Source organism: Amycolatopsis pithecellobii (assembly GCF_009707865.1).
GTDB classification, from domain to species: Bacteria; Actinomycetota; Actinomycetes; order Mycobacteriales; family Pseudonocardiaceae; genus Amycolatopsis_E; species Amycolatopsis_E pithecellobii.
In genome coordinates, this window is record NZ_WMBA01000033.1 from 44,886 (window position 1) to 57,200 (window position 12,315).

13 protein-coding genes are annotated in these 12,315 nt (G+C 68.6%); 2 read left to right on the plus strand and 11 right to left on the minus strand.

The features are described 5' to 3' along the window. The first annotated feature begins 96 nt into the window (after positions 1 to 96). Positions 97 to 585, plus strand: a complete 489-nt coding sequence (locus GKO32_RS20685; RefSeq protein WP_154758531.1) for a MarR family winged helix-turn-helix transcriptional regulator — start codon at positions 97 to 99, stop codon at positions 583 to 585. On the opposite strand, the gene GKO32_RS38445 is transcribed toward GKO32_RS20685, so the two are convergent. The 7 genes from GKO32_RS38445 to GKO32_RS20710 form a co-directional block, all read right to left on the minus strand. Then, positions 575 to 895, minus strand: a complete 321-nt coding sequence (locus tag GKO32_RS38445) for a type 2 periplasmic-binding domain-containing protein (protein ID WP_208024474.1) — start codon at positions 893 to 895, stop codon at positions 575 to 577. The two genes, GKO32_RS20685 and GKO32_RS38445, sit on opposite strands and share 11 nt — an antisense overlap. A 159-nt stretch (positions 896 to 1,054) precedes the next feature. Continuing rightward, a complete protein-coding gene (locus tag GKO32_RS38450; RefSeq protein WP_208024475.1) occupies positions 1,055 to 1,240 on the minus strand; it encodes a hypothetical protein in 186 nt (61 codons plus the stop codon). After that, a complete protein-coding gene (locus GKO32_RS38455; protein WP_312868232.1) occupies positions 1,233 to 1,655 on the minus strand; it encodes an ABC transporter permease in 423 nt (140 codons plus the stop codon). The genes GKO32_RS38450 and GKO32_RS38455 overlap by 8 nt, the downstream gene beginning before the upstream one ends. Continuing rightward, positions 1,561 to 1,977, minus strand: coding sequence for an ABC transporter permease family protein (locus GKO32_RS39200; RefSeq protein WP_246244200.1), 417 nt, complete (start codon positions 1,975 to 1,977; stop codon positions 1,561 to 1,563). The genes GKO32_RS38455 and GKO32_RS39200 overlap by 95 nt, the downstream gene beginning before the upstream one ends. Positions 1,978 to 2,051: 74 nt before the next feature. Further along, positions 2,052 to 2,543: an ABC transporter ATP-binding protein gene (locus GKO32_RS20700; RefSeq protein WP_208024476.1), complete on the minus strand. Its 492-nt coding sequence runs from the start codon at positions 2,541 to 2,543 to the stop codon at positions 2,052 to 2,054. Between the two features lie 118 nt (positions 2,544 to 2,661). After that, positions 2,662 to 3,612 (minus strand): DUF6282 family protein, encoded by a 951-nt coding sequence (locus GKO32_RS20705; protein WP_154758532.1) that lies wholly within the window; start codon positions 3,610 to 3,612, stop codon positions 2,662 to 2,664. Positions 3,613 to 3,667: 55 nt separating this feature from the next. Further along, positions 3,668 to 4,318: a GntR family transcriptional regulator gene (locus GKO32_RS20710; protein WP_312868233.1), complete on the minus strand. Its 651-nt coding sequence runs from the start codon at positions 4,316 to 4,318 to the stop codon at positions 3,668 to 3,670. A gap of 202 nt (positions 4,319 to 4,520) precedes the next feature. On the opposite strand from GKO32_RS20710, the gene GKO32_RS20715 reads away from it, so the two are divergent. Next, on the plus strand, positions 4,521 to 5,336 hold the full coding sequence (locus GKO32_RS20715) for an NAD(P)-dependent oxidoreductase (RefSeq protein ID WP_154758534.1): 816 nt from the start codon (positions 4,521 to 4,523) through the stop codon (positions 5,334 to 5,336). Here the strand turns inward: GKO32_RS20715 and GKO32_RS20720 are convergent. The 4 genes from GKO32_RS20720 to GKO32_RS20735 all read right to left on the minus strand — a co-directional run bounded on the left by GKO32_RS20720 (position 5,258) and on the right by GKO32_RS20735 (position 12,197). Next, on the minus strand, positions 5,258 to 6,406 hold the full coding sequence (locus GKO32_RS20720; protein WP_154758561.1) for a GAF domain-containing sensor histidine kinase: 1,149 nt from the start codon (positions 6,404 to 6,406) through the stop codon (positions 5,258 to 5,260). The genes GKO32_RS20715 and GKO32_RS20720 overlap by 79 nt on opposite strands. Positions 6,407 to 6,414: 8 nt before the next feature. Continuing rightward, positions 6,415 to 9,576: a thiol reductant ABC exporter subunit CydD gene (cydD, locus tag GKO32_RS20725; RefSeq protein ID WP_154758562.1), complete on the minus strand. Its 3,162-nt coding sequence runs from the start codon at positions 9,574 to 9,576 to the stop codon at positions 6,415 to 6,417. Between the two features lie 41 nt (positions 9,577 to 9,617). Continuing rightward, positions 9,618 to 10,625, minus strand: a complete 1,008-nt coding sequence (gene cydB, locus GKO32_RS20730) for a cytochrome d ubiquinol oxidase subunit II (RefSeq protein WP_154758535.1) — start codon at positions 10,623 to 10,625, stop codon at positions 9,618 to 9,620. A gap of 72 nt (positions 10,626 to 10,697) precedes the next feature. Continuing rightward, positions 10,698 to 12,197, minus strand: a complete 1,500-nt coding sequence (locus tag GKO32_RS20735) for a cytochrome ubiquinol oxidase subunit I (RefSeq protein ID WP_312868235.1) — start codon at positions 12,195 to 12,197, stop codon at positions 10,698 to 10,700. Positions 12,198 to 12,315: the final 118 nt, after the last annotated feature.

Genomic DNA, 12,315 nt, shown 5'->3' on the forward strand with positions numbered 1-12,315 from the left:
CGACCACCCACTGCGACGGGACTATGTTCGCCCCGGTCAGCAGCCATCGGAGATTAATTCATAAATGAAAATATTTGCGGGCGAAGGAGCATCGCGATGAGTGACCTCATCGACAGAGCGCAGCGGCAGTGGGAGGAGGTGCGCCCCGAACTCGACACCTCCGGGATGGTCGTCATCGGGCGCGTGCTGCGGCTCGCCTCCTTGATCCGCCGCGAAACCGACGACCTGCTGGCCGGCCACGAACTGACGAAAGCCGAGTTCGACGTGCTGTGTGCGTTGCGCCGCAACGCGGTGCTGAACCCGGGCCAGCTCAGCCGGGAAATGCTGTCCTCAGGGGCGGCCATCACCAAACGGCTCGACCGGTTGGCACGCATGGGCCTGGTGTCGCGCGCCACCAGTGAACGCGACCGGCGCGTGGTGCATGTGCGCCTGACCGACAAGGGGCTGACGCTGATCGACGAACTGCTGCCCCGTCAACTCGAATCCGAACGCGCCGCACTGGACAACCTGTCCGAGCCGGAACGATCGACCCTCGCCGGTCTACTCGGGACAGTCCTGCAGACCGTCGAAGGTGTCAACGCATAACAGCATTCTGCCCGTACAGAACATTTTCATAGGTCGGCGCCTTGCGGACGAGCCCACTGTCCAAATGGAACTTCCGCGCCGTGTCGTAGGAAGCGCGCTGCACCTCGGGTGTCGGCGACACCTCCTGCCGCAGGATCGGCACCACCGCGTCGAGCGGCTTCTTCAGCGCCCCGATCGCGGACGTCGTCGCGCTGCCGAGGTTCACCAGCGTCGAGTCGGTGGCGGCGTTGCAGCCGATGCTGCCGAACAAGTAGTCCACGAGCGCTTCGGTGCCGCTGCCGGGACCGGTGATCCCGATCTTCTTTCCCACCAGCGCCTGGATCTTTTCGAGTCACGATCCGCGTGCCGTCGTCGATCTTGGCGAGGTTGAACGCGTTCGTGATGACGCCGGCGCCGAGGTCGATACTGCCGGACTTGAGCGCCGCGGCGACCTTCGCACCGGTCCCCAGCCGGGGCCGTTCGCGGAGGGTCAGCCCTTCCGCCTTGAATAGCCCTGTTTTTCGACGATGTACAACGGGAGGAACGCGACCGAATCGCTGATCTGGCCGATGTTGAGCACGCCGGTCGGGGTGGTGGACTGGCGGGTCGCGCACCCCGCGGCGCCCAGTAACGGCACTGCGGTAAGCGCTTTCAGGATGGTCCGGCGGTCAATCATCGAGCGGCTTCCACCGGTTGACCCGCCACCCGATCAGGCCGACGAACACGTTGAGCACGCCCGCGATGACGCTCAGCACGACCAGCGTCGCGAACACCCCCACGGTGTCGAACTGGCACGCCGAGTCGTTGATCAGGTAACCGAGCCCGCGGTTGCACGCCACGAGTTCCCCGATCACCGCGCCGATCAGTGCGTACGGAATGGACACTTTGAGCCCGGTCAGCAACCCGGTCATCGACGCGGGCAGCACGACACGGGTGGCGAGGTCACGGCGGTTGCCGCCCATCAGCCGCACGGCGTCGATCAGCCCGCGGTCCACCTCACGCACCCCGGCCGCGGTGTTGAGGAACACCAGGAAGAACACGGTCACCGCGGCCAGCAGTACCTTCATGTGCATACCGATGCCGAACCACACGATGAACAGCGGCGCGAGCGCGACCTTCGGGATCGAGTACAGCGCCCATCACGAACGGGTCGAGCACGCGATAGAGAAGATTCAGCGACGCCGGCACGAAACCCGCGAGCGCACCGGCCGCCGCGCCGATCAGGAAGCCGTAGACGATCTCCTGCACGGTGATCCAGGTATTCGTCCACAATGTACCGTCGCCACTCCATTCCCCGAGGCGCCGCACGATATCGGTCGGTTTGGTGGTGAACGTACTGTCGATCCAGTGGTCGGCGGAGACTTGCCACAGCACGAGAATCAGCGCCGGCAGGCCGATCCGCAGCGACCACACGACCGTCGAGCCGCCGTGCCGCCGCCACCAGGTCCGGTCGAGACCGACCCGCACGGGACCGGTTGCGGTGAGGGTCATCGTCCCTCCAGTGTCTTGCGGGACACCCGCACCCGATCGGGACAATGACCGGCTCCGAGTAGCAACGCCTCTTCGATGTCGTGCGTGACGAACCCGACCGTCTGCCCGCTGCCCTGCCACAACCGCAACAGTTCTTCCTGCAGTTCCCGGCGCAACTGCGCGTCGAACGGCTCGTCCATCAGCCACGTTTCCGGGTCGCCGGCGAGCATCCTGGCGGGGCTCGCCCTGCGGCGCATCCCACCGGAAAGCTCGCGCGGGTAATGCTTTTCGAATCCGTCGAGGCCGACCCGCCGGATCAGGTCCTCGGCGACGGGCCTGCGACGTTTCGCCGGCACGCCACGGATTTCCAGTGGCATCTCGATATTGCGCCGCACGTCGCGCCATGGCATGACCGTGTCGTGCTGGGTAAGGTAGCCGATATTCGTGTCGGGCCCGCCGAGCCGCCGGCCGCGGTAACGGATCTCGCCGGTGGTCGGCCGGGTGAGCATGTTGAGCAGCGTGACGAACCGCCTTCCTCCACCGTCACGGAGAATTCGCGCAACGCCACGGTCGCGGTGTCCCCCTTGGCGAACTGTTTCGTGACGGCGTCGGCGGCCAGCACGGCGTTCACCGCAACCACTCCGGCGCGTCGTCCAGCGGCTTGGCGCCGGCCAGCATCCGGCTGTTGTGGACGGTCATCAGCCGGATCTCCTCGTCAGAGAAACCGTTGTCCAGCAAGCGATCCGCACACAACGCGAGACCGTCCTCGACCGGCGGGTTGAATGGCTGGCCCAGATCGCTGGAGATCACCGAGTGCCGTGGGCCGACCGCACGGATATTGCCGAGCCAGACCTCCCAGGTGACCTTGCCCGTGTACGGCGTGGTGAAGCACCGTTCCAGCAACACGCCCTTTTCAGCAAGCGCTTTCTGCCGTTCGACACCGATCCGTTGGGAGGTGAACTCGGGATGGGTGACGACCATCCGCCGCACGCCCTCGTCGAGCGCGGCGTCGATCACCGCGGCCGACTCGTTCTGGTGCAGATGCCCGGTCGCCAGCGTCATGTCGTGTTTCGCGATCAGCCGGAGCACCTGACGGGTCCGCTCCAGCACCTTGCCATCGCCGTCGAGCACCTCGACCGCATCGGCGGCCATACCGGCCGCGGCGAGATCCGCCTGCAGCTGCGCCCACATCGGCGGTTTGGCGCCCTCGGGTGCTTCGGCCTGGTACTGCCGCTGGTTCGCACTGTCCACTGTGGGCAGCCAGACGAATTTCGCACCCGCGCGGCCGGCGATCTCGACGGCGACCGGGTTGAGGCCGCCGACGGAGGCGTTGAGGGTGATCGCGCCGAGCGCGTCAATGCCCGGATGCGCGCGCCGGACCACCTCCGCCCGCTCGGCGGTCGGGGCGTAGTGCGATTTGAGCACGAACCCCGCCATCCCCACGGCCGCGAAGCGCCCGGCCAGGGTGAGATCGTCGATCCGCCGTTTCATCACGTCGGGCGCGACGTGAATGTGCACGTCATAGGCGCCGCGGACAAGTTCGCGAGCGTGTTCGGAAGGCTGCGGGTGGTCGGTCATGTCGCTCCTTTGCGCCAATCCCAACTAAAGTTGTTAACGATCTTGGCGACAGACGTCAGGGGGTGGCGACGGCATCCGTCTCGCGGAGTGCCTTGATCACGCTCTCCAGGTGGACCCGCATCGCGTCCCGCGCGCGTTCCGCGTCGTGCGCGCAGATGCTCTCGATGATCGCGAGATGTTCGGGCAGCGAGACCGAAGGCCGCCCCGGTCGCATCGCAAGCCGGAACTGGTGGCGCACGCTTTGCCCGCGCAGCCGCTCGAGCACCTGCGCTGCGGTGCGCTGCCCGCCGATTTCCCGCACGCGCCGGTGCAACCGCTGGTTGAGCTGCGAATAGCCGACGACATCACCCTCGGTCACGGCCTTGCGCATGTCCTTGCCCAGCTGCCGCAACTCGGCGATCTCGCCCGCGGTAACTCGCTCGGCAGCCTTCGCCGCGCACAGCGCTTCCAGCATCATCCGCACTTCGGAGATTTCGACGGCCTCCTCGATCGAGACCGCCCGCACTCGCGCGCCGCGGTTCTGCACCCGCTCGATGAGCCCCTCGTTGGCGAGTTCGATGAGCGCTGCCCGCACATTCGCCCGGCTCGCCGCGAACTGCTCGCACAGATCGGCTTCGACCAGCCGCTGGTTGGGCACGAACTCGCCGCGCACGATCGCCTCGCGAATCGCGACCACAACCGGCTGCTCGACCTGGACTTCCGTCACTTCCCGCCTCCCTCGACCAGGGCTTGAGTAAGCGCGAGTTGAGCTTTCCCGCTGCGCGAGTTGCGCGTTCCCGTCGCACGCAACGCTCAACTCGCGCACTTCCAACGCTCAACTCGCGCCCACACCTCAGCCCAGATTATTGACATTTTTGTTTCCGACGTCGTCTACTCGATCGTAATCCCTGCGGTAGGAGGAGTCTGCAATGTCCGGAACCCGACCGACGATCGCGGTGCTCGGCCTCGGCGAAGCGGGGGGCGCGATCGCCCGCGACCTGGTCGCCGCCGGTGCCATCGTCCACGGTTATGACCCGGCGGTACCGGCGACCGGCGGGATCGTCGACACACCGTCCGAAGTGGACGCTGCCGCGGGTGCCGATCTGGTGCTGAGTGTGAACAGCGCGACCGCCGCCGTCGACGCGTTGCGCGCCGGGCTGCCGAAGACCACCGGCATCTGGGCGGACCTCAACACCGCTTCGCCCGGCCTCAAACGGGAACTGGCGTCCATCGCGGGCGAGGTGCCGTTCACCGATATCGCGATCATGGCGCCGGTGCCGGGAAAGGGCCTGCGCGTGCCGATGCTCGCCAGCGGCCCGGCGGCCGAAGCCACGGCCACCCTGCTGCGGTCGCTGGGTGCGTCGGTCGAGGTGATGCCGGGCGAAGCGGGCCTGGCCGCGGAACGGAAACTGCTGCGCAGCGTGTTTTTCAAGGGCATGTCGGCCGCAGTGGTGGAGGCACTGCTGGCGGCACGTGCCGCGGGCTGCGAGGACTGGCTTCGGGACGTGATCGTGCGCGAACTCACCGCCGCAGACTCGTCCACAGTGGACAGATTGGTCACCGGGTCGTACCAACATGCGAAGCGCCGCACCACGGAGATGGCCGCGGCGGCGGACATGCTGGGTGAGCTCGGCGTGCCGGCGGACGTCGCCGAGGCCGCTCGTGCTCAGTTGGCGCGCTTGTCCGGGTCCAACGGCAAATCGAACGCGACGAGCGTCCCGAGGCTCGGCGAGGAGTTGAGGTAGAACTTCCCGCCCGCGCTCTTCGCGCGCTCGGCGAGATGACGCAGGCCACGCGTGGCGACATCCTTGGGCACCCCGGCGCCGTTGTCCCGCACCCGAAGCCGCACTTCACGCGCGTCGCGGTGCAGGGTCACCCGCGTCTCGCTGGCACCGGAGTGACGGACCACATTGGACAGTGCTTCGCGCAACGCGGCCCTGATGTGGTCGGCGCGCTCGGTGGGGATGTCGGCGAACTCGCCGGAAAGTTCGAGCGTCGGCGGGAAACCCAGCAGCTCTTCGGCGATGCGGACCTCGCCGCGGGCGGACTCGGCGAGGTCCGTTTTCGGCTCCGCCTCCGGCGCGGGCGAGCGCAGGCTGTGCACGGTGGCGCGGATTTCCTGAATGGTCTGGTCCAGTTGGTCGATCGCCTCACCGAGCCGCGTCGCGTCGGTGCCGGCGAACCGTTTGCGCATCCGCCGCCGCACCCGGTCGAGTTGCATTCCCGCCGCGTACAACCGCTGCACGATCACGTCGTGCAGCTCGCGGGCGATGCGTTCGCGTTCCTCGTACAGCGTGACACGGTGCCGCGCGTTCGCGCCCTCCGCCAGCGCGAGCACCACGCCGACCTGTGCGGCGAACGCGCTCAGCATCTCGACCGTGCCCGGCGAGAAGGTTTCGGCGCCGTGGCGCCGGTACACGACCAGCGCCCCCAGCACCCGGCCGCCGGCGCCGAAGGGCACGGCCGCGAACGGACCGTAGCCCCGCAGCTCGTCCGGCACATGCGGAGCGGTCCGCGGGTCGACGGTGAAGTCGTCGGCCACCACCGTCTCGCCGCCGCGCGCGACCTGGCCGGCGGCGGATTCGGCGGGCAGCAACAGGCCGCGCACGTCCGTGGTGTCCGAGCCGGCCCCGGCTTCGACGGACACCCGGCCGTCCTCCGTGTGCACCATGACCAGGCCGAGGTCGGCCTTCGCGAACTCGATGGCCTTGCGCACAACCGAAGCCAGCACCGCGTCGGGCTCGTCGCCGGACAGCGCGGCGGTGGTGATGTCGGTGGCCGCGGACAGTGCGTGTGCGGCAAGGGTCGGTTCCATGAGCAATGTCAAGAGTAGACGCCTTCCGGAACCCGGGTGTGGACGCGACCGTCGCGGACCTCCAGCACCACGTCGGCCTCGGCCGCTTCGTCCGGTTGGTGCGTCACCCGGACGACGGTGTGTCCGGCGAGTGCGGTGCGAAGATTCGAGAGCAGCGCTCTCGACGTCTGCTCATCGATGTGAGCAGTGATCTCGTCGAGGAGCACCAGCCTCGATTTCGGCGCCGCAACCAGGGCGCGCGCGAGCGCGAGGCGTTGTGCCTGACCACCGGACAGACCGCTGCCCGCGCTGGTGAGCATGGTGTCGAGTGGCAGGTCGAGACAGACGAGGCGCAAGGCTTCGGTGAGTTGCGCGTCGGTCGCGTGCGGGTCGGCGAGCCGGAGGTTTTCCGCGACGGTCGTCGACACCAGTTGCGGGTCCTGGGGTGCCCAAGCGATCTCGGCGGGGACGATCGCGTGCTGCGGCGTGAGGAAACCCAGGAGCGCGGCCAGCAGCGTGGATTTCCCCGCGCCCGATTCGCCGACCACCGCCACCTGCGTGCCGTCGGGTATCTCCAGATCGACGTCGCGCAGGACCGGTTCCCCTTGGGGCCACGCGATATCGCCACGCAACACGACGTGTTCGCCACGTTCGGGTTGCGCGACCGGCGGCGGCTCGATGTCCAACCGCGCGCGGGCGCCACGCAGCGTGTCCCATTGCTGGACGACGGGCGGCAGCATGGCGAGGACCTCCGCGAGTGCGAGCGGAACCAGTGCGACGACGGGCACGAGCGCGGCGTCGAGGCGGCCGGCCGCGAGCCAGGTGCCGGCGACGGCGGCCAGCCCGGTGAGCAGGACGATGAAACCGTCGGCGGCACCGGCGCCGAACGCCTGCCGCCGCGCCTTGGCGACGAGTTCGGTGTCAAGTGCGGCGAGCTCGGCGCGGCGGGTGCGGTAGCGGTCGAAGGCCAGCAGCTCGGCGGCGGTTTCGAACAGGTCAAGCACCTTGGCGTGCACGGCGCGGCGGCCGTCCGCGAGCGCGGAGGTCGCGCGGCGTTCGAGCCGCAGGGCGAGCAGTGGTCCCGCCACGGCCCCGAGCAGCACAGCGACCGCGAGCACGATTCCCGCTGCCGGCAAGAGGATCGTCTGCACGATGATCGCGCAGACCAGCACGATGGCGGCGACGAGTGGCGGGGTGAACACGCGGGGCAACAGGTCGCGGACAGTGTCGACGTCGGTGACGAGCCGTCGCTGACTTTCGCCGTGCCGGAGGCTGTGCGCGGGTCCCAGGCGTACCAAGGTGTTCCACAGATCGACACGCAACCGTCCGGCGATCCGGAACGCCGCGTCATGGGTGGTGAGGCGCTCGGCGTAACGGAGAACGGCCCGGCCGAGCCCGAAGGCCCGCACGCCCACGACGGCCACGGTGAGGGTCAAAATGGGCGGCTGCTGCGCGGCTTTGGCGATCAGCCAGCCGGAGGTCGCAGTCAACGCGAGACCGGCGACGAGTGCGAGCGCCCCGAGGAGCGCGCCGGCGAGAAAGCGCTTTCCGACGAGCCGGCGATGCACGGTTGCTGATGGAGACGCCTCCGGGACGGCAGCTCTTGGTGCCACCGGTGCCGCTGGTTGCGGCGCCGGTTCGGCAGTGTGGTCCGCACGGTGATGGGCGGCGATCACCACCGCGGCGCCCCGACGGCGGGCGTCGTCGATGGCGGCCATGACGCGGGCGGCGTTGTCGGCGTCGAGGTGGGCGGTCGGCTCGTCGAGCAGGAGCAGCCACGCATCACGGCGCGTCAGTGCCCTGGCGACCGCGACCCGCTGCCGCTGGCCGAGGGACAGCTGATCCAAGCGCGCGGACTCCAGGCCCGCGAGGTTCAGCTCGGCAAGTAACTCCGGCCGCACACTGTCGAGCTCCTCGCGCACCGTTTCGCTGGTGAACACCGGCGACTGCGGCACCCAGGCGACGCCACGCCGGAACAGCGGCATCCGGACATCCCGGAGCTCGACGTCCGAAATGGTGACGCTGCCACCGGCGGGTCGCACGAATCCCAGCAGCACCGCGAGGGTCGTCGATTTCCCGGCGCCGCTCGGCGAGCGCAGCCACGTGATCTCGCCGGGCCGCACGACAAACGACTCCCCGTCCGGCGCGAAACCGTTGCGGCGCAGCACTTTCAGCCCGTCGACGCGGATCTCGCCTGGCTCGGGGACCACCGTGCCGCCGGGAATGGCAGGCTGCGCAAGGACATCAGTTACCCGGCGCACCGCCTCCACCCCGTCCTCGCTCGCGTGGAAAGCCGCGCCGACCGAGCGCAATGGCTGGTAGCACTCGGGAGCGAGGATCAGGACGCCGAGGCCGATCGCGAGTGGCAGGTCACCCGCGACGAGCCGGACGCCGATGAGGACCGCCACCAGCGCCACCGACAACGTCGCCGCCAGTTCCAGCACGAACGCCGACGAGAACGCGACTTTGAGGGTTCGCACGGTGGCGCGGCGATGCCGTTCGGAAACCAGCCGGACGGTTTCGGCTTGCGCCTCCGCCCGCCGGAACGCCGCGAGCACGGGCAGTGCCCGCACAAGTTCCAGCAGCTGCCCGGAAAGCCGGTGCAACGCGTCGGTCGCGGCGGCCGAGCGGGCGGCGGTGTACTTGCCGACGAGGATCGCGAACAGCGGCAGCAACGGCACGGTCAGCGCGATGATCACCGCGGACGGCCAGTCGGCGAACAGGATCGCCGCACCGGCACCCAGTGGGACGACCGCGGCGGTCACCAGCGCGGGCAGATACTCGGTGAAGTAGGCGTCGAGCGCGTCAAGTCCCCTGGTGGCCAAGGCAGTCAGCTGCGCGGGGCCTCGCTCGGCAAGCCATTCCGGACCGAGGCCGAGCGCGTGGTCGACGGTTTTCGCGCGCAGCTCCTCCTTGGCCCCGGCGGCCGCGCGGGCGGCGACCACGCGCATCGCCCACGTGATCAGCGCGCGGGCGAGTACCACGGCGGCGAGCGCGGCCAGTTCAGCAGCCGGCAATGGATGGGCGGCGATGATGGTCGCGCAGGCCGACGCGAGCAGGAAGGCTTGTGCCACCAGCGCGGCGGCGTTGAGCAGGGCAAGGAATGCGGCGAGGGCAAGCGCCCGGCGCGCGGCCGCGGAAAGTGCGGGCAGCGCGCCGAGCGGTCCCTTTCCCGGACGCACCGTGTCCATTGTGGACACTTTGGCGGGAAGGGCGGTGCGGCCGGGAAAGCTCATGGGGTGTGCACCGGTGGGATATGGGTGACGCTGATGCGTTTGCGGAACACCCAGTACGTCCAGCCCTGGTAGACGAGCACGGCGGGAGCGCCGAACGCGCCGATCCAGGTCATGACTCCCAGGGTGTAGTGACTCGACGCGGCGTTCGTGACGGTCAACGAGTTCGCTGGGTCCACAGTGGACGGGAGCACGTCCGGGTAGAGCGCGCCGAACATGGTCACGACGGCCGCCGCGATGGTCACCCCCAGCGCGGCGAACGCCTGACCGTCGCGGTCGGCGACCAGCCTGACCCAGGCGATGGCCGCGGCGACGAGCGCGATCACGAGCGGCACGACTGTCCACAATGCACCGTCGCGGACCTGCACGATCAGCAGCAGGGCGACAAGTGGGGCGAGCGCGGCGGGGAGCAGCCGGATGGCCAGCCGACGGGCACGTTCCCGCAGTTCACCGCCGGTCTTGAGGGCGAGGAACGCCGCGCCGTGCACGAGCGAGAATCCGGTGACGGCGAGCGCGCCGAGCACGGTGTCCCAGCGGAAGGCCTCGAACGCCGACCCGATCCGGTCGCCGCGCGCGTCGAGTGGCAGGCCGAGCACGGTGGTGGTGAGCAGCAACCCGACCCCGAACGGCGGTACCCAGGAGCCGATCATGATCACCCGGTCCCAGGTGCGGCGCCAGCGAGCCGAGTCGACCTTGCCGCGGTACTCGAACGCGACCCCGCGCCCGATCAGGGCGAGCAGCACGAGCAGCAACGGCAGGTACGCGCCGGAGAAGAGCGAGGCATACCAGCCGGGGAACGCGGCGAAGGTCGCCCCGGCGGCGACGATGATCCACACCTCGTTGCCGTCCCACACGGGCCCGATCGTGTTGATCATGACCCGGCGCTCGGTGTCGTCGCGTCCGAGCACCGGCAGCAACATGCCGACGCCGAAGTCGAACCCTTCGAGGAACAGGTAGCCGAGCCAGAAGAACACGATGATGCAGAACCACAGGGTTTCGAGGCTCATCGCTCCTCCACAGGGTTATCCACAATCTTGTGCACAGGTGCCTGAGTTATCCACATCGCGCAGGCCAGCCCCCTAATAGGCGAAGGCGAGTGAGTCGCCAGAGCCGGAGTCAGAACCCTTGTCCTGCTTGGGTTCCGGCGGAGGCGGCAGCACGCCTTCGATCCCGCCACGGACGTACTTGCGCACGAGGAACACCTCGACCACCCCGAGCGCCAGGTACAACACGCCCAGCGACACCAGCGACGTCCACACCTCGCCGACCGAAAGGTTCGACACGGCGCGCGCGGTGAACATCCACACCCCGTCCACCCCGGACGGGTTCGGCGCCACGACGAACGGCTGTCTGCCCATCTCGGTGAAGATCCAGCCCGCGCTGTTGCCGATATACGGCGTCGCGATACCCAACAGCACCAGCCGCGGGAACCACTTGGACTCCGGGATGCGGTCGCGGCGCGTGACCCACAGGGCCAGCACACCGATCCCCGCCCCGATGGCACCGAACCCGATCATCGCCCGGAAACCCCAGTAGGTCACCGGCAGGTTCGGCACGTAGTCGATCGGCTTCCCGGCCAGCGGACCCAGCGCCGGATCGTCCGGGTAGTTCGTTCCGTACTTCGCCTGGTACTGCCCGATCAGATCCTCAACACCTGTCACCTGCGTCTTGAAATCGTTGTGTGCCAGGAAGGACAACAGCGCCGGCACGGTGAAGGTCTTGACGCTCTCACAGTTTCTCGACGACACGTCACCGATCGCGATGATCGAGAAGCTCGCCGGCTGTTCGGTGTGGCACAACGCCTCCGCCGACGCCATCTTCATCGGCTGCTGCTGGAACATCAGCTTGCCCTGCTGGTCACCGGTGATCGCGAGGACCGCGAACGCCACCACCCCGACCCACCCGCCGAGCCGCAGCGAAGTCCGCCACGTCGCGCGGTGCTCGTCGTCGGTGTTGCGCTTGCGCCACAGGTGCCACCCGGCGACACCGACGATGAACGCGGCGGCGACCGAGAACGCGCCGGCGACAGTGTGCGGGATCGCAGCGAGCGCGGTGTTGTTCGTCAGCACCGCCCAGATCGACCGCATCGTCGGCTTCCCGTTGACGAGATCCACCCCGACGGGATGCTGCATCCACGAGTTCGCCGCCAGGATGAAGTACGCGGACGCGACCGTCGCGAGCGAGAACGCCCACGCGCACGCCAGGTGCACCTTCTTCGGCAGCCGGCCCCAGCCGAAGATCCACAACCCGAGGAAGGTCGACTCGACGAAAAACGCGACCAGCCCCTCCATCGCGAGCGGGGCGCCGAACACGTCGCCGACGAACCGCGAGTAGGCGTTCCAGTTCATCCCGAACTGGAATTCCTGCACGATGCCCGTCACCACGCCCATCGCGAAGTTGACCAGCAGCAGCTTGCCCCAGAACTTGGTCATCTCGTAGTAGCGCCGGTGCCCGGTAAGCACCCACGCCGTCTGCATGCCCGCGACCAGCACGGACAGCCCGATCGTCAGCGGCACCATGAGGAAGTGGTAGACGGTCGTGATCCCGAACTGCCACCTCGCCAGCTGGAGTACGTCCACGACTCCAGCCTGCTCACGCGCGCGGGCGCGCGTCAGGTCCCTCGGTCCTGATCTCGCCGGGACCTAGGTCCCGGCCGCGCCGGAAAAGCGGTTTCGGCGCGCCGAAAAAACAATTCCA

Coding starts and splice junctions, on each gene's coding strand:
- GKO32_RS20700 (WP_208024476.1), bottom strand. CDS start 2,543: ATGCTCACCCGGCCGACCACCGGCGAGATCCGTTACCGCGGCCGGCGG.
- GKO32_RS38450 (WP_208024475.1), bottom strand. CDS start 1,240: ATGATTGACCGCCGGACCATCCTGAAAGCGCTTACCGCAGTGCCGTTA.
- GKO32_RS20720 (WP_154758561.1), bottom strand. CDS start 6,406: ATGGAACCGACCCTTGCCGCACACGCACTGTCCGCGGCCACCGACATC.
- GKO32_RS20705 (WP_154758532.1), bottom strand. CDS start 3,612: ATGACCGACCACCCGCAGCCTTCCGAACACGCTCGCGAACTTGTCCGC.
- GKO32_RS20715 (WP_154758534.1), top strand. CDS start 4,521: ATGTCCGGAACCCGACCGACGATCGCGGTGCTCGGCCTCGGCGAAGCG.
- cydD (WP_154758562.1), bottom strand. CDS start 9,576: ATGGACACGGTGCGTCCGGGAAAGGGACCGCTCGGCGCGCTGCCCGCA.
- GKO32_RS20685 (WP_154758531.1), top strand. CDS start 97: ATGAGTGACCTCATCGACAGAGCGCAGCGGCAGTGGGAGGAGGTGCGC.
- cydB (WP_154758535.1), bottom strand. CDS start 10,625: ATGAGCCTCGAAACCCTGTGGTTCTGCATCATCGTGTTCTTCTGGCTC.